General features: G+C 41.7%; 11 protein-coding genes and 1 tRNA gene. 3 read left to right on the top strand and 9 right to left on the bottom strand.

The features are described from left to right. Nucleotides 1-68: 68 nt before the first annotated feature. Complete coding sequence (locus tag BN1546_RS20890; RefSeq protein WP_013371981.1) at nt 69-968, top strand: carbohydrate ABC transporter permease; 900 nt, start codon at nt 69-71, stop codon at nt 966-968. On the opposite strand, the gene BN1546_RS20885 is transcribed toward BN1546_RS20890, so the two are convergent. Next, the gene (locus tag BN1546_RS20885) at nt 965-3,226 is read right to left on the bottom strand and encodes a helix-turn-helix transcriptional regulator (protein WP_025676468.1); all 2,262 of its coding nucleotides are present in this window, start codon (nt 3,224-3,226) and stop codon (nt 965-967) included. The two genes, BN1546_RS20890 and BN1546_RS20885, sit on opposite strands and share 4 nt — an antisense overlap. Before the next feature lie 165 nt (nt 3,227-3,391). Here BN1546_RS20885 and BN1546_RS20880 point away from each other — a divergent pair, with 165 nt between their 5' ends. Then, nucleotides 3,392-4,888, top strand: a complete 1,497-nt coding sequence (locus tag BN1546_RS20880) for a GDSL-type esterase/lipase family protein (RefSeq protein ID WP_090738754.1) — start codon at nt 3,392-3,394, stop codon at nt 4,886-4,888. Between the two features lie 289 nt (nt 4,889-5,177). Further along, entirely contained in the window at nt 5,178-5,510 is a 333-nt protein-coding gene (locus BN1546_RS20875; protein ID WP_025676465.1) for a hypothetical protein, read from the top strand. 1,235 nt (nt 5,511-6,745) lie between these two features. Here BN1546_RS20875 and BN1546_RS20870 read toward each other — a convergent pair. From BN1546_RS20870 to BN1546_RS20840, 8 genes are all read right to left on the bottom strand, one after another. Further along, nucleotides 6,746-9,121, bottom strand: coding sequence for an NACHT domain-containing protein (locus BN1546_RS20870; RefSeq protein WP_090738753.1), 2,376 nt, complete (start codon nt 9,119-9,121; stop codon nt 6,746-6,748). A 664-nt stretch (nt 9,122-9,785) separates the two neighbouring features. Next, a tRNA-Ile gene (locus tag BN1546_RS20865) sits at nt 9,786-9,859 on the bottom strand. Nucleotides 9,860-9,982: 123 nt separating this feature from the next. Beyond that, nucleotides 9,983-10,147, bottom strand: coding sequence for a hypothetical protein (locus BN1546_RS27425; protein WP_010345444.1), 165 nt, complete (start codon nt 10,145-10,147; stop codon nt 9,983-9,985). Between the two features lie 147 nt (nt 10,148-10,294). Beyond that, nucleotides 10,295-10,936 (bottom strand): orotate phosphoribosyltransferase, encoded by a 642-nt coding sequence (pyrE, locus tag BN1546_RS20860; RefSeq protein WP_064796071.1) that lies wholly within the window; start codon nt 10,934-10,936, stop codon nt 10,295-10,297. Then, nucleotides 10,933-11,727, bottom strand: coding sequence for an orotidine-5'-phosphate decarboxylase (pyrF, locus tag BN1546_RS20855; protein ID WP_090738752.1), 795 nt, complete (start codon nt 11,725-11,727; stop codon nt 10,933-10,935). Before pyrF ends, pyrE begins: the two co-directional genes overlap by 4 nt. A 66-nt stretch (nt 11,728-11,793) precedes the next feature. Continuing rightward, complete coding sequence (gene carB, locus BN1546_RS20850) at nt 11,794-15,009, bottom strand: carbamoyl-phosphate synthase large subunit (protein WP_090738751.1); 3,216 nt, start codon at nt 15,007-15,009, stop codon at nt 11,794-11,796. A gap of 1 nt (nt 15,010) precedes the next feature. Further along, the gene (carA, locus tag BN1546_RS20845; protein ID WP_013372064.1) at nt 15,011-16,147 is read right to left on the bottom strand and encodes a glutamine-hydrolyzing carbamoyl-phosphate synthase small subunit; all 1,137 of its coding nucleotides are present in this window, start codon (nt 16,145-16,147) and stop codon (nt 15,011-15,013) included. Between the two features lie 62 nt (nt 16,148-16,209). Further along, a complete protein-coding gene (locus tag BN1546_RS20840) occupies nt 16,210-17,532 on the bottom strand; it encodes a dihydroorotase (protein WP_090738750.1) in 1,323 nt (440 codons plus the stop codon). Nucleotides 17,533-17,558 lie beyond the last annotated feature (26 nt).

Below are 17,558 nucleotides of genomic sequence, written 5' to 3'. Positions count from 1 at the left end.
GATTATATACGGAATTCTTTCCTCTTGATAAGGTTTACATGTAAACGATTACAAGGAGGTCAACCACATTGGAACAACCATTACTCAAACCAAAATTACGAAAAAAAGAATCACTGGGCAGTCGTATTTTCAACATTGTAAACAGTACACTTTTGATTCTCATTGCCCTCACTTGTCTCTTGCCTTTTTTGAATATCATCGCCAGCTCATTTGCCTCAACTGAGGAAGTAGTGGCCAAGAAGTTTATTTTATTCCCTGTTACTTTTTCTCTGGATGCTTATCGCTATATCCTATCCACTCCAACGATTTTTAGAGGACTTGGGGTTTCGGTCGGAGTAACGATCGTGGGTACAGTTGTAAGTATGATTTTTACCGCTTTTATGGCTTATGGATTATCCCGGAAATATCTGCTTGGCCGCAATACGATTAACTTCATTGTCGTGTTTTCTATGTTGTTTAGCGGGGGGATGATTCCGACATTCCTCGTTGTCAAAAGCATGGGGCTGATCAATTCATATTGGTCCTTGATTTTGCCCGTGGCTATTAATGCATTTAACCTGATTATCATGCGTAACTTTTTTCAGGCGTTGCCGGATGATTTGGAGGAATCGGCCAAGATGGACGGGTGCAACGATTTTGGTATCTTCTTTAAAATTATGTTGCCATTAGCCCTGCCTTCTATTGCAACTATTTCTTTATTCTACGCTGTTGCCTACTGGAATACGTATATGCACGCTATTCTCTATATCAATGACTCTGCCAAATGGCCAATTCAAGTCTTACTTCGCCAAATTGTTATCGTCTCCAGTGGTATGCAGGCAGAAGGAACCGCGGTAGATGTCATCCCGCCTGCGCAGACGATTAAGATGGCGGTCATTGTTATAGCGACCGTTCCGATGTTAATCGTATATCCCTTTGTGCAAAAGCATTTTGTCAAAGGAGCTTTGTTGGGGGCGGTTAAAGGTTAATTGGCTTGCTTCATCTTTCGATAAGCCCCTGGTGTAACCTGTTCTTTTTTCCGAAAAGAGCGGATGAAGTTTTGCGAATTATGATATTGCAATCGCTCGGCGATTTCTTTAATCGTCATATCTGTCTCAACGAGCCACTTTTTGCTCATTTGCAGGCGATAGCCCATCAGATATTCGCTAAACGTCGTACCGTATTCTTTTTTGAAAATACTGCTTAAATAATTCGGATTGTAATGCAGTCGATCTCCAATGAGTTCTAATGATAATTCCTGGTCATATTCAGCACGGATAATCGCGGCAATTTTCTCTGAGAGACAGCGGAATTGCTGGTTGGTCTTCTCCTTCATGCTTTTTACCATGGGGAAAATAACCTGTTCTAACAGCATGCGTTCTATCTCCTCCGGGTTACGGATATCCAGCAAACGGTGATACAAGGCATGATTGTCTTGCGTCAACAGCACTTCAATCCCTAATAGCTGCTCTAATTGGATGAGGTTATTTACAAATCGTACCAATAGCACTTCAAAGTTCATGGAATGATTGTTCTTTGTCATCATTTCTGCCAATAAAGAGTGCACGGTATGATATACCTGCTCTTCATCCCCTATGCGAATGGCATCAAACAGTTTCGATTCCAATTCCGCAGGATAATGAAGCAGTACCGGACCTGAAATGACCATGGAAATATCCTCATAAAAAATAATCGACTCTTTACCTAGATTTAAACGGTGATGTAATGCTTGCTTGCTCATCTCACAAGCTTCTTTGCTTTCTAACAAGTTATCATACGCTGTGCTAATACCGATGCTGATGGATACATTCAAATACTCTTTTACATGCTGAATCAAAAGGGTCGCATGATCCAGCACTTGCTTTCTCATTTCCTGTGCACTCTTACCTGCCAAAATTAAAATGGTAGCCTGAGTGTTATCGTTCAAAATGATCGGAAGCATACGCAGCTGCTCTGGAATCGTTTCTTCTACGATTTTGTTAATAGCCAGCAGTAAAATATCTTTATCCGAAGGTTCTCGATCTCCCAGATTATCCAGTTGAACTAACAAGGTAATATACATTTGATTCTCGATCTGCGGGTAGCCCAGACGTGGCATTTTTCGTGCCAATTCCTCTGCGGAAACACGTTTGCGAAACAGGTTGAGAATCAATTGCGTTTCCAACTGTGGCATTTCGGACTGAATGAGACTTTCCAAGCTTTCCTTCTCAGTTACAATGTTGTCGATGGAATTAATAATCCACTCAATTTCATTTTTAGAAGGTTCATTTTTGAATGCGAAATTAGGATTTTTCGGCAAGCTGCGTTTTATTTGCTGAAATGGCTTGGTAAAGTAAATGGCAATGATGTAGGCCACCACCACTATTAAAAGCGTTAATACAAGGCCCATCATGATAATCCCAAATTTGGTCGTTTGAAACGCGTTTGCAATCTCTTTTTTATCTAATACCGTTAAGTAAGTCCAATTGTTGTAAGCAGATTTAGCATAAATGATTTGCCGTGCTGGCTGATGCTCCGTTTTCTCCAACGTTAGCATGCCTGTGTTGTCTGATTTAGCAGTTACTTCTGAAATGTGCTGAAGCTGCTGAGTAGACAATAAGGGAGTAGCAGGCTCCGTTTCGTACATTAAGTCGCCTTTGTTATTCAAAATAATCACAGGCATATGATCCTCTGTTTGAATGGTACGACTTAACGTCTGCGACGAAATATCAGACAGTGCAATGGCCTGCTTCTTTTTGGAAAACACAGGCAAGGTATTCACAAAACGGATTCCTTTATCTGTTTTAATCCAGAATAGTCCCTTATCCTGGTGGTCTATATAGGTGCTAATCAGCTGTTCTCGTTCCGTTTTCGTCAAATAAGACAGGCTTCCATTGGAGATTCTCCAATTCTGATTTAGGCTGATCAGTGAATACTCGGTTCCTTCTAATCCCATCGTAGCAATATAATTGAGCTGGGTATTCACATTCCGATATGCTACAAAATCTTTTTCTGTAATGGGATTTTTGACAACTTCATTAAAGGAACTGGTCGTGCTATACGTATTAAAAGCGTATTCAATCGTTTGAATTTTCTGCTCCAGGCTATTTCTAATCTGCGCCATGTAGCTTTGCTTGGTATTGGAAACTCTCTCCACAACGGAGCTAATTGTTGTAAAATAGATGTAGCTGCCGAAGCTGGCCACCAATCCTATTCCCAAAACCAGAATCGTAATAAAAATAGTGTAGAACATTCTTCCTTTTTTCATTGCGCTCCCCCTTTGGTTCTTGGTATCACACCAAATTATAGCGCTTTCATAACAAGGTTTAAATCATTTTTTTCACGTGTGCATTATTTTTTACATCCGTATCATTCCAATTTAAGTTGATTTAGTTTGGTTTGCGGCAGATAAAAAGAAATTTGGAGGTCTCTTATGTTACATGTCGTTAGTTCTAAAGAACAGATTGTAAAAGAAGAATTTCCGTTAGACACTTCCTTTCTCTCCCTCTATCCCGTAGCGGTCCGTGAAGCTCGTCCTTTTGTATTGGTGTTACCTGGCGGTGGCTACGAGCATTTGGCCTCACATGAAGGAGAGCCGATCGCCCGATGGTTAAATGATTTGGGTATTCACGCGGGTGTGCTGGAGTATCAGGTCGGCGATTTCGAGGTTACCTCCTTGCTGGAAGATGTAGAACATGCGTTGCAATGGATTCGCCAAACATCGCATGACTGGCAAGTGATCCCTGATCAAGTGGGTCTCATCGGTTTCTCAGCAGGCGGTCACCTGGCCTCCATTGTGTCCACGATTGGAGCGGAAAAACCAAATCTTCTGATGTTGGGATACCCTGTAATATCATTCCATGAGCCTTATACGCATTTGGGAAGCCGTACGCACTTTTTAGGCGAACAGCCGAACTCGGAGCAGCTTCAAGCCTTTTCATCCGATCGGCAAGTGACTGCACAGACACCCCCAACTTTTATGTGGACAACGGCCAATGATGGAGCTGTACCGGTAGAAAATAGCCTGTTGTTCGCTTTCTCATTATCCAGAGAGCGTATTCCGTTTGAACTGCATGTATTTGAAGAAGGGCGGCACGGATTGGGACTGTCTGAGGACAACCGTGAATGCCGACAATGGCTCGACCTGGCGGAAAAATGGCTTCAAAAACATGGATATGCGCAGACAAGACAGCGGATGACAACTCGACTGTTTATCGCAGGAGACTCTACTGCAGCCCAAAAAGGAGCAACCGAAAAACCGATGACAGGCTGGGGCGAACATTTGCAAGCTCATTTGGACTCTACTGTTCATGTGGACAATCGTGCCGTCAATGGGCGAAGCACCAAATCCTTTATAGTAGAAGGGCGATTAGCTGATATTGAAAAAGATATTCAAGCTGGCGATTATCTGTTTATCCAATTTGGACATAACGATGAGAAAAAAGAAGACCCCACGCGCTACACCGATCCTGAGGGAGAGTACCGTCTAAACTTAATTCAATTCATTCAGTCCGCTCGGGAACGTGGCGGAATTCCTGTGCTATTGACCTCTGTAAGCCGCCGCCGTTTTACCGCGGACGGTGAACCTGATCCGCTGGCCGTAGGAGCTTATCCCGATGCCATGCGAAAAGTAGCCGAGGAAACCCAAACACCGTTGCTCGATATTTTCGAAGCATCACAGCAGCTTTATCGTTCCATGGGTGAAAAAGAGTCCCAACTTCTATTTATGCATTTGCCTGAAAAAATGCACCCTAATTACCCAGCCGGGGTAGCAGATAATACCCATTTTTCTGACGAAGGAGCAAGGAAAATTGCCCAACTTGTAGCAGAAGCGATTTGTCAAAGTACGGAGCTATCTGCATTAAAGCAATGCATGATCGATAGAAATCTAAATATCAGTGAGACGGTTGCACACCAACTTGTCAACTGATATCAAGTGTTAAACATACAGATAGAAAAACGGATCTCGGGCGAATCACTCCGATATCCGTTTTTATTTTGTGTTATGCAAAGATGGCCCAGCTCTAGAGAATAGTTCAATAATAGAGTAAGCTAAAAATTAATTTCTTTAATTGTTATATTTTAATTATTTTGTATCTTATAGGACTTTAGGATTGTTTTATTGTATTATTTTGACAACATTTGTCGAATGAAGTGAAATCGACAATTTTACATGGTATATTTTAGGAGCTCATATCATACATAAGGAGGATTTTTTTATGAATACTAAGAAAATACTATTATCAACAGCTATGTCTTTGGGACTCATTGGAAGTATTATCGTTCCTAGTGCTTCCGCATCAGTAGGCCCTTCTCCAGAAATTACACCTATTGTACAAGTTAACGGAGTATACTACAGAACGGCTACGTTGCCACGTAATTATTCCTATGCGTTGTCAAATTACCCTGGAGATACTTATAAAGTGGCGAGCGGAAATGTCACCGTTTCTGCATCCGGCGTGGTAACTACCACCACTGCAACGAATGCAAGAGTTGAAATTTACGCCGGTAACGGTAAATTGAGAATGGTGTATACCGTTAAGGTAAACTAGGTTTAAGAATGACCTAGAATGTGAGCTACAAAAATCGTAAAATATAATGGCTTTATAAGATGGCTCAGTATTAATCAGGAGTCATCTTATTTTAGTTTCCATTGGTATCGCTCCGTTGTTTAAGACTCATTCATAACTCTTTGTTGTAGTTCTTCAATGGTTCAGAAGTCTTCCTATTTCGGTTATGAAGAAGTTGACGTATACTTAGTAATAAATTGTAATTAAGTAAAGTCATTCAATCTTCTTATGTTATTAATGACTTCATCTTATAAGTCTAGATTATTATCACATTCGCTTGTCTATACATAAAACTCAATGATAATATCTATGTCTGTATATTGCATAGATGCAATGCTTTTCTTATTGTACTTACGAATTGTAGCTTCTGTGATATCCAAAATCTCTGTTAATCATTTGTTCTATCTTTATCTTTCGAGAGCTTAGAGCTTTTTTGGAATTCTAGCAACTTAACGTAAGTCCCTGCATGTTCAAGCTGTTCTTCTGTGCTTAGTCCCTAAAATTATTTCTTCGTACTCTTTCATTTCCTTGTAAAATTTTCTCAGCATTCTATAAGTTTGTAATCTAGTAACGCAACATTAAATCTTACTTTAAGAAGGATCTACATGGTTACCTACCCTTAAGTATGATTAAAGGCATGTAATATAAGCTCATGCTGATTTTTCTGATACATGATAATTAGGCAATCTAATTTATGGTGATGAAAAGAAACGTTTTGATATAATGTGGATTTATCTCTTCATCATTTATATTTTTCCTAAAATGTAGAAATCCGAAAGATGGGCACTTTTTCAAGTGTCTTCTTTCGGATTTCTATGCATACTGCCGCTGAGTCTATGTTGATTCAAACATACGATAGAGTTCAATTTTAATTTTCTTTTAACTTAATCAGACCGAACGGTGATAACGCAACAGTAACCAATTTGCTTGAACAAACTAACAGTATTAATATATTGAATAGAGTACAGCGGATTCCGCTAATTGTATTTAACAAACAGGATATCATCAACATTAAATTATAGAACAAAGCCGAATTATCACTAGCTTTGATTATCCTTCTAAATATTAAGTGGTAATAACATTAACAGCCATTATATATTTACAAATTTCCACTCTATAACATCGAAAGAATCCCCTATAAACCTTCAATGACCTTTCAGCTGATGTATCTTTATTATATCTTTTTTAAATTACTACACTATGTTCAAAAGCTGATTTTATTTCCTCAGAACCTTATTTATAATCTTATTAACACGTATGTTTTTCACGTCATAGCTTATGAACAAACGCAATAAACGTTTTCTTTCTTCTAAAATACAAGAATGAAGTTCTTCAACTATTTTTTTTGCGTCGACAAAATGAATAAACACTAAGAATGTGTTAATATTAGTGTTAATTTTAAACTCTTTCCTTTCTTCCGAAACGGAAAATACTTCTTCCAAGATAAGCGTAAACAGATATGTTGATAAAACCTCCTCTTTATATAGAATCATCAACCTTTCTTTTATTTGTTCATTATGATCAAATTTATAAAGAATACTTCCAATAATATCAAAAGCAGAAGATTCGGTAATTCGAGTGAGTATTCTACTAGGATGAGCTATTATTTCGAGTATAGCGTTTAAATAGAACTTTTCATTAGATGATGAAAAAATTGAGCAACACTTTAAAAAATCCTTATCATTAAAATTATCCCCACTTGAGAAATTTGTATTTGTTCTCTCTAGAACTAAATCAAGAAAGTCGATATATCTATCATAATCGTGTTTTTTCATCAATGCTACAGACAAATCAAACATTTCTGAATCAAGATCAAAGGTCATTAATTCGGTAATAAAAGCTCTATTTTCAGGAAATTCCTTCATCATACACTTCGAATAAAAAAATTCAAAAAACGAACGATGATAGAACTTATAATAACCATCTTGATTACCTGCTACGTATAGCTCTGTTCTTTGGGAGCAAAATTTTAAAAATTCATTAATCGCAACAAGAGTTTCATTTTTTGTTAAATATGATTTCGAATAAAGCGAAGTGAAATAATCTTTTATTTGCAATTGGTCAATTTCTATGTTGTTAGGCTTACCCAATAAAGCTAATTTTTCAAAACTAGTATTATTATCTAGAATACTACTCATTATTTTAAAATCAAAACTTGTTTTTTTCTGATCCCTCTCCCGTTTTTTTGAAATATACTCAATACATTTTTCGTATAGATCTATTTTATTTTCAGGCAGTTCTTTTTCAGCTTTAAATATATTAACTAACAACGACACTTGCAAAAAACTTGTCAAAAAACCGTTCCTTATTAAGGTACCACATTGTGAAAGAAAGTCTTCAATATCACTTTCGTAAAACAAACCAAGTTTACACATTTTATCTAGATATTCTTTTATCTTCTTTTCTTTAACCTTGTGCACTTGTAAAGTTATCCTGGTTTTTGAAGTAAACCCTAATGCTCTTGAAGTTATACATACTTTATTATTTTTATTGGTAACTTCAAAAAAACTCGCTATTCTAGAATTTAGTTCATCTCTGTCCTCAGCCTCTACCTCGTCTAGTGCATCAAACATAATTAGACATCTTCCAGAAGAAAGGAAATAATCCAAAAAAGATTTATTTATATTCTTTCCATCCATTCCTGTGTGATTAATCAAGCTGTCTACTATAAATTGTTCTAAAGAATATGATGAACTATTTTTGCTATAGAGCTTAAACTGCTTTAAATCACAGTAAATTGGCAACAATTTGTCAGCTTCAATAACATTTAAATCTTCATGTTTGTTTATTAAATTTTTTAAAAATAAAGATTTTCCAAAGCCTGCTCCGCCAATAATTGACACTATATTCGACTCTTTGAAAATATCGGTCCACTCAATAGTACTATTTCTTCTTTGATCTTTGGACTCTGTAGTTTTATCCCCTACATATTGTAACGTCGGGAAAACATAGAACGAATACATATCTAAATCATCGATTCCATAAACGTGAGTTGTTTTGTTTTTCCTTTTTATTAATTTAAGATAAGTTGCCCGTGTTCTTTCATGATCAAACGAATCTTCCTTTAGTGGAAACCTGACACTATCTAGTATACGTTCCTCCATTTCAGCTAGACTACTATTAATAAAATAAAGCATACTTACATTATGGTCAGGAATCCTGCTTATTAGCTTCTCCTCAATAACAAATAATAACTTTTCAAAATATGAATATACAGTATTGTAATTTAATTTCTTTTTAATATCTTCATTTACATAAGATATGGCATTTTCTGAAATAATTTTTATAAAAGTCTCTCTTGTTAAGAGTAAAGGGATTTTTTGTTTTTTTATTCTTACTTTGTATTTATTTTTATATGCCGAATATTGAATATATTCTTTGAAGTTTAAAATCGTCTCTGTATGACTCAGATATTTAAAAAAACTACCTGAGTCAAGTTCAGTATCCGTAAATTCCTCAATAAATTTGCTTATTTCTCCTTCAAGAGTTTTCTGTCTAGTTTTATTTTTATGAGATTTAAACATATCACACAAAAATGAAGTTGTAACATTTACAATTCCAGATACAATTATATCATCAACAATACTAACCATAAATCTTCTCCTATTAGCAAAGTGAGTGTATTTAAACTTTATAGTCACGACCTATTAATGCATATAACAACCTATTCTCTAATACTATTATCCATCAAAAAATTCACCTCTATTATTTAAAATGCAAAAAAACTCCATTTATAAAACGTTTAAGAGTAATAATTATACAGAAAAACATCATAGTTATATCGCTTTCTCAAAGCTAATTTATATTCTAATTTTGTCTGGATTTCTAATTCTAGTTATTTTTATTTAAAGTTACTTGTTATTCAATTACAAAAATCATTTTTAAGCAGTGTTAGCAGAATTATACCAATACAAAAAAAATAGCTGAATTGAAAGTGTGCTAAAAATAACATTAAATATTAAAATTTTCGATTCAATGATACATAACTAGGTATTTAGTAGCAGGATAAATATACCACAGTCATCCAAAAAATGCTAGACACAAAATAATAGAACTTTTTAATTTTGTACAGATAGATAAAAAACTCACTTGCTTCGTTTATTGATTAACTCATTCTTCCATCTCTTAAGCACGTGTTAACTTCTTTAATGTTCTTTGTGATTCTCTCTTGTCTCCTTCCCGAAATCTTACTCTTATCGTTTAATTTAAAGTATAGACAACAAAAAAACCCTTGCTTAGCAAGGGTTTTTGAGGAAATGGGCCCTGAGGGACTCGAACCCCCGACCAATCGGTTATGAGCCGACCGCTCTAACCAACTGAGCTAAGGGCCCTCAAAAAAACATGTATATTCACGTTACATATTCGTAACAGCAACGTTAATTAATATACAACATTTTCTTGTGTTTCGTCAATAGTTTTTAGAAATTTTCTTTTTAAAAATTATTTTTGTAAACCTATGGAATAAATCGGACACCATAACGACCTTTGCGCGAGCGGTACACCTCCACTGCGCGGGGATCATTGTAGCCGTACATCCATCCGTCATGCTCCAGCCTTTTTGCCAAACATCCTGCCTGAAATTTAGTCGTGTACAGTCTGCCGTAGTAAACCCAATACATCCGAACTCCCTCTTTTCACATGATAGTAGGAGTTAGTGTAACCGGATCGAATTCGATTTACACAGCTTGATTTCTAACAGTCTGGACTGGATCGCAATGAGTCTGTGACGCACTACTTATTAGCTCCGTTGTCTCTATTACTTAGCCTTATTTGCCGAAGGAAGCCGGGTCCTGACGCCAGGAACGTAGCAGTTCCATCTCTTCCTCCTGAATGGTTCCTTCACGCAAGGCAACCTCCATCAAGGCGGTGTAATTGGACAAGGTCTGCAGCTTCACTCCTGCTTCTTCAAAGGCTTGAGTGGCTTTGTCCAGCTGGTAGCTGAAAATAGCCAGTACAGCTAACGGCTGAGCGCCTGCTTGCTCTACAGCCTGTGCTGCTTTAATGGAGCTTCCCCCAGTAGAGATGAGGTCTTCGATAACCATAACCTTTTGTCCGGCGCTGATACGACCTTCAATTTGATTCTCTTTCCCATGTCCTTTAGCTTTGTCTCTAACATAAGCCATTGGCAGATTTAGCTTTTGCGCCACCCAGGCGGCATGAGGAATCCCTGCTGTGGCTGTGCCGGCAATAACCTCGGTTTCAGGGTATTGTTCGCGGATGATAGCCGCAAAAGAGTCTGCGATTAGTTCACGCACCTCCGGGTAGGACATGGTCAGGCGATTGTCACAGTAGATAGGGGATTTAATGCCTGATGTCCATGTAAAAGGCTGCTGTGGACGCAGCGCCACTGCCTGAATGCGCAACAGATGGGATGCAATTTGCTCTGGTATATTATTTAATGTAGTCATACTTGTATCATCTCCTCAATAATATGTTTCGCTGCGGCGCGTGGGTCTGATGCTGCCGTGATCGGCCGTCCAACGACAATGTAGCTGCTGCCCTGGGCAATGGCTTGTCCAGGTGTTAGGACACGCGACTGATCACCTGTAGCGCTGCCAGCGGGGCGTATGCCAGGGGTTATGGTTTTAAAGTCAGATCCGCATACCGCACGAATCGCAGGCACTTCTAATGGAGATGCGACCACACCGTCCAATCCAGCCTCACGCGTCAATTGTGCATAACGAACAACAGCATCCTGTACTGTGCCAGGAATGCCTAACTCCGTATTCATGGTCGTCTGATCCGTACTGGTCAGCTGTGTGACTGCAATAATTAGCGGCATGGTAAGTGAGCTGTCTGCGGAAATCGCTGCTTCGGCCCCGGCTCTGGCTGCCGACATCATACTGCGGCCTCCAGCAGCGTGTACGTTAAACATATCCACCCCTAGACGGGTAATGCTCTCTGCCCCTCCCCGTACCGTGTTAGGGATATCATGCATTTTCAAATCCAGAAATACGGAGTATCCTCTTGATTTTAATTGTTCTACAAAAGCTGGTCCTGCGCTATAAAACAGCTGCATACCCACTTTTATATAACAAGGAATTCCCTCCAGCTGCCGAATTAACTGCTCTGCCTGTTGTGCATCCGGGTAATCTAGCGCAACCATCAGCCGTCCTGCCATCCGCTGAAATGCTTCGTTCACCGTTCTACCGCCCCTTCTCACATCAATTCGGGTATATTTGCCCGTGATAAAGGACATCCGTCAGCAAAAGCTGATGAATGCCCTTCCCATTACCACTTATTTTTCTCATCTATTCATAACTTGTTAGTTGCTCAGAACTGGCATCGATTCGGATGTGAAGTTAATCGTCTCCAGCATTTTTAACAGAGCGCGCACTGTATCCAGCGAGGTCATGCAGACAATACCGTTCTCAACTGCTTCACGGCGGATGCGGAATCCGTCACGCTCTGGTGTTTTGCCTTTGGTCAGCGTGTTGAAGACGAAGTTGGCTTCACCTGTGCGGATCATATCCAAAATATTCGGATTGCCCTCACTTAGCTTGTTAACAGTGTTCACTGGAATGTTGGCCTGTTCCAAGGCTGCTGCCGTTCCACCTGTAGCAATAATTTTGTAGCCTAATCTGTAAAAGCCCTGCATCAGCTCGACAGCTTCTTCTTTATCCTTATCCGCCACTGTGATGATGATCGCCCCAGTAGATGGAATTTTCATACCTGCACCTACGAGTCCTTTGTATAATGCTTTGGCGTACTGGATATCGCGTCCCATAACTTCACCTGTAGATTTCATTTCAGGCCCCAGTGTCGGCTCTACACGACGCAGCTTGGCAAAGGAGAATACAGGAACCTTAACCGAGACATAATTACTTTCAGGCCATAGTCCATCTGTATAGCCTGCATCTTTGAGCTTACCGCCCAAAATGGCCTGTGTCGCCAGGTTCGCCATCGGAATATTCGTTACTTTACTCAAGAAAGGAACTGTCCGTGAGGAACGAGGGTTAACCTCGATGACATAGACTTCATCTTGATGAATGACGAACTGAATGTTTACCAGACCAATCGTTTTCAATTCCTTGGCGATGCTGATCGTAATGTCCACGACTTTTTTCTTCAGCTCGTCAGACAAGTGTTGTGGCGGATATACTGCGATCGAGTCACCTGAGTGAACCCCTGCCCGTTCCACATGTTCCATAATCCCTGGTACCAGGACCGTTTCACCGTCACAGATGGCGTCAACCTCAACTTCTTTGCCTAACATATAACGGTCGATGAGCACAGGATGTTCCGGATTGATTTTAACCGCTTCTTCCATGTACCGCAGCAATTCCGTATCTGAGTACACAATTTCCATAGCACGCCCGCCCAGGACGTAGGATGGACGTACCAGAACCGGATACCCCAATGCTTGGGCAGTTCCTACCGCTTCATCTACCGACGTGACCGTGTTGCCTTTAGGCTGGGCGATAGCAAGGCGAGACAGCAGCTGTTCAAACTTTTTCCGGTCTTCTGCTTCATCGATACTTTCCAGACTCGTACCCAGAATATTCACGCCTGCTGCGCTAAGTGGAGCTGCAAGGTTAATCGCCGTTTGACCGCCGAACTGGACGATGACACCAATCGGTTTTTCCTGCTCAATGACATTCATTACATCTTCGAAGAAAAGTGGCTCAAAGTAGAGACGGTCCGACGTGTTGAAGTCTGTAGAGACGGTCTCCGGATTGTTATTGATAATTACGGCTTCGTAACCTGCTTTTTGGATAGCCCATACCGCGTGCACGGTGGAGTAGTCAAATTCAATCCCTTGCCCGATCCGAATGGGTCCTGAGCCGAGTACGATAACTTTCTCTTTGTTGGATGGAATCACTTCGTTTTCCACCTCATAAGAGGAGTAGTAGTACGGAGTTGTGGCTTCAAACTCGGCTGCGCACGTATCTACCATTTTGTAGACAGGACGCAGGTTTTGATTTAGACGGAATTCACGAACCTCAGACTCGGTTGTCATACTCTTCTGTTGACCCATACTGCGAATCTCGGCAATGGAGCGGTCGGTAAAACCTTTTCGTTTGGCCTGATAAAGTGTTTCCGAGGACAGCTCAGACTCTCCAGCGATAATGGATTCGAACTTAACAATTCCTTCTACCTTATCGAGGAACCACCAATCAATTTTGGTTACATCCTGAATGTCCTGTTGTTTCCAGCCACGACGGAATGCCTCGGCTACCAGGAACAAGCGCTCATCATCTGCTTTAGCCAGACGCTCTTTGAGTACCTCATCAGATAGTTGATCGGCGCCCTTTAGATGCAGGCGATGTACCCCAATTTCCAGAGAACGGACCGCTTTATGGATAGATTCTTCAAATGTACGTCCGATGGCCATGACTTCACCGGTTGCTTTCATTTGTGTGCCAAGCTTGCGGTTGGCAGAAATGAACTTGTCAAATGGCCAGCGTGGTATTTTACTCACGATGTAATCCAATGTCGGCTCAAAGCAAGCATACGTTTGTCCCGTTACTGGATTCACAATTTCATCCAGTGTGTAGCCTAGTGCAATTTTGGCCGCCATTTTGGCAATCGGATATCCTGTCGCCTTGGAAGCCAGTGCCGAGGAACGACTCACCCGTGGGTTGACCTCAATCACGTAGTATTGATAGCTGTGCGGATCCAGCGCAAACTGTACATTACAGCCGCCTTCGATATTGAGGGCGCGGATAATTTTCAGAGAAGCAGAGCGCAGCATCTGATACTCGCGATCTGACAGCGTTTGACTTGGCGCTACGACGATACTGTCCCCAGTGTGCACGCCGACCGGATCAAAGTTTTCCATATTACAGACAACGATACAGTTGTCATTGCCGTCACGCATAACTTCATACTCGACTTCCTTCATACCTGCGATACTTTTTTCCACTAAGCATTGCCCGATTGGACTGTAGCGTAAGCCAGAGCTGACTGTTTCACGTAATTCTTCTTCTGTGGCGCAAATCCCACCGCCTGTACCTCCCAGCGTATAAGCCGGACGAACGATAATGGGGTAACCGATTTCGTTAGCAAATTCCAATGACTCTTCCAGTGTTGTTACAATTACGCTCTCCGGTACTGGCTGTTCCAACTCACGCATCAAGTCGCGGAACAAGTCCCGATCTTCAGCTTTTTCAATTGAATTCAGTTGAGTTCCGAGCAGCTTAACATTTTCGCGTTCCAACACCCCAGCGCGAGCCAGTTCCACTGCCATATTCAAACCTGTCTGTCCTCCCAGCGTAGGAAGGAGACCATCCGGACGTTCCTGGCGGATAATCTGTGTTACAAAATCAAGTGTAATCGGCTCGATGTATACTTTATCTGCCATATTGGTGTCTGTCATGATGGTTGCCGGGTTACTGTTGATCAGTACTACCTCGACGCCTTCTTCTTTGAGCGCTTGACAAGCTTGTGTACCAGCGTAATCGAATTCTGCTGCCTGACCAATGACGATAGGACCGGAACCGATCACGAGTATTTTTTTAAGTTCTGTATTTTTCGGCATATTAGCGCTCTCCTCTCACTGCGGCGGCGATAGCAGCCTGACGCGGTTGCTTTGGTTGATTTCTTTTGTGTTCACGGATCATTTCCAGGAAGCGGTCAAACAGGTAGCCATTATCGTAAGGACCAGGCGCAGCCTCTGGATGGTATTGCACCGAAAACGCGGGATACTTAGTATGTTTAAGACCCTCAATCGTTTTATCGTTGTTGTTAATATGCGTCACTTCAAGTTCTGTTCCTTGGATCGATTCCTCATTCACTGTGTAGCCATGATTTTGTGATGTGATGAAGCAGCGTCCGCTCTCCAGTTCTTTCACCGGGTGGTTACCACCGCGATGTCCGAATTTCAGCTTTTCCGTATCTGCTCCCGAAGCCAAGGCGAACAACTGGTGTCCCAAGCAAATTCCGAAAATCGGGTATTCCCCTAGCAATTCAGCCACCGTACGTACAGCATGCGGTACGTCTTTTGGATCTCCAGGACCGTTGGACAGCTGAATACCGTCCGGATCCAAGCGGCGAATTTCCTCGGCCGTCGTATCATGTGGAACGACAACCACATCACAGTCTCGTTTATTCAGTTCGCGCAGGATGCCGCTTTTAGCACCATAGTCAATCAATACAATCCGTTCTCCGTTGCCAGGGCTGCTGTACGGATGAGGAGTAGAAGTCAAAGGAACCTGATTACGCAGTTCTTCTATGGTCATGTCGGACATCATTTCTTTTAGTTCTTCCAACGGCTGGGAACCAGTCGTCAAAATGCCCTTCATTGTGCCGTGATGGCGAATAATCCGGGTGAGCATGCGGGTGTCGATGTCGCTAATACCAATGATGCCATATTCCTTCAGCAAATCGCCCACGCTGTATTGAGCACGCCAGTTACTTGGCGCCGGCTCGTAATGTCGAACAGCAAAGCCGTGTACATAAGGCCGTACTGATTCAAAATCATCACGAGTAATTCCGTAATTTCCAATTAGCGGGTAAGTCATGGTTACGATTTGTCCGCAATAAGAGGGATCCGTCAGCACCTCTTGATAGCCTGTAATCCCTGTGTTGAAAACGACTTCGCCTGTTTTTTCACCTTCCGCACCAAATGATGTGCCTGTAAACAGCGTGCCGTCCTGAAGTAACAATCTTGCCTGCATCCCGTCTCACTCCTCTATTTTGTTTCCTGCTATAAGGTTCTATTTTTTTAATTAGTTGTGTATTATTTTGCTTCGTCAGCAGACCATACCAGTTTGCCGTCTACCCAAGTTTTCACCGGCCAGCCTTTGAGCTTCCAGCCTGTAAAAGGAGTGTTGCGTCCTTTGCTGGCAAACGTTTGTGGATCAACTGCCTGCTCCTGCTCCAGATCAATCATGGTCAGGTCAGCGGGTGCTCCCTCTTCCAGACGTCCCGTATCAAGGCGGAAGACACGCGCTGGGTCAGCCGTCATGCGGCGTACTAGAAAGTCCAGCGTCCATTTTCCGGTAGCTACGAATTTGGTGTACAACAGCGGAAAGGCTGTTTCAAATCCGACGATTCCAAATGGCGCCAGCTCCATCCCTTTTGCCTTCTCTTCCTCGCTGTGTGCTGCATGGTCAGTTACGATGATATCAATTGTGCCGTCCTGCAACCCTTCGATGCATGCCTGCACATCACGCGGGGAGCGAAGCGGTGGATTCATTTTCCAGTTGGCATCCAGTCCAGGAATATCTTCATCGGAAAGTACCAAGTGATGCGGGCATACCTCAGCAGTGACCTTGATGCCAAAGGATTTGGCATGGCGGATCAAGCGCACCGATTGCTCTGTACTTACATGGCATACATGATAATGTGCCCCGGTTGCCTCGGATAGCAGGATGTCACGTCCAACATGGATAGCCTCAGATTCGTTGGGTATGCCTTTGAGCCCGTGACGCTTGGCAAATTCACCGTCTGTCACTGCTGCTCCTACAACCAGCGTGTTATCTTCACAGTGTGCAATGACCGGCATATCCAGCGCTTTGGCTCGTGACATGGCATCCTTCATCATTTGTGCACTTTGCACTCCGACTCCGTCATCAGTAAAGCCGATGGCACCTGCTGCTTTGAGCGCTTCAAAATCTGTCAGCTCACGTCCCAGTTCGTTTTTCGTGATGGCTGCGTAAGGAAGTACCTTGGCGAGCCCAGCTTCCTTACCCTTTTTCAGCACTAGCTGAACCGTGTCTACATTGTCTGTCACTGGACGTGTGTTTGGCATGCAGGCAATCGTGGTAAATCCACCTTTCACCGCAGCGCGGCTGCCTGTTTCAATTGTTTCTTTATATTCAAAGCCAGGTTCTCTCAGATGCACATGCATGTCGATTAGACCGGGGATGACCAGCTTTCCCTGGGCGTCGATTTTTTCGACTTCGAGCTCTTGTCCAGATGCCCCTTCTTCCATAATGAGGCTAACTCCGGCTTCCGCATTTGCGATAGCCAAAATTTTTCCGTCAGCGATTAGGATGGATTTTAATTCCGTCTCGCCCTGCTCGTTCAATACGCTTGCATTCATAATTAATTGTTTCATCTGAAATATTCCTCCGCTCAGGTTTT

The sequence above is a fragment of the Paenibacillus sp. Mc5Re-14 genome, from assembly GCF_001049835.1.
Classification (GTDB): Bacteria; Bacillota; Bacilli; order Paenibacillales; family Paenibacillaceae; genus Paenibacillus; species Paenibacillus polymyxa_C.
Note: the sequence above shows the minus strand (reverse complement) of the source record. Positions and strands in the feature narration are given on the sequence as shown.

What these genes read in the sequence shown, in the direction of transcription:
- BN1546_RS20885 (WP_025676468.1), bottom strand. Translation starts at nt 3,226, where the DNA reads ATGAAAAAAGGAAGAATGTTCTACACTATTTTTATTACGATTCTGGTT.
- BN1546_RS20880 (WP_090738754.1), top strand. Translation starts at nt 3,392, where the DNA reads ATGTTACATGTCGTTAGTTCTAAAGAACAGATTGTAAAAGAAGAATTT.
- BN1546_RS20875 (WP_025676465.1), top strand. Translation starts at nt 5,178, where the DNA reads ATGAATACTAAGAAAATACTATTATCAACAGCTATGTCTTTGGGACTC.
- BN1546_RS20870 (WP_090738753.1), bottom strand. Translation starts at nt 9,121, where the DNA reads ATGGTTAGTATTGTTGATGATATAATTGTATCTGGAATTGTAAATGTT.
- BN1546_RS27425 (WP_010345444.1), bottom strand. Translation starts at nt 10,147, where the DNA reads ATGTATTGGGTTTACTACGGCAGACTGTACACGACTAAATTTCAGGCA.
- pyrE (WP_064796071.1), bottom strand. Translation starts at nt 10,936, where the DNA reads ATGACTACATTAAATAATATACCAGAGCAAATTGCATCCCATCTGTTG.
- pyrF (WP_090738752.1), bottom strand. Translation starts at nt 11,727, where the DNA reads ATGTCCTTTATCACGGGCAAATATACCCGAATTGATGTGAGAAGGGGC.
- carB (WP_090738751.1), bottom strand. Translation starts at nt 15,009, where the DNA reads ATGCCGAAAAATACAGAACTTAAAAAAATACTCGTGATCGGTTCCGGT.
- carA (WP_013372064.1), bottom strand. Translation starts at nt 16,147, where the DNA reads ATGCAGGCAAGATTGTTACTTCAGGACGGCACGCTGTTTACAGGCACA.
- BN1546_RS20840 (WP_090738750.1), bottom strand. Translation starts at nt 17,532, where the DNA reads ATGAAACAATTAATTATGAATGCAAGCGTATTGAACGAGCAGGGCGAG.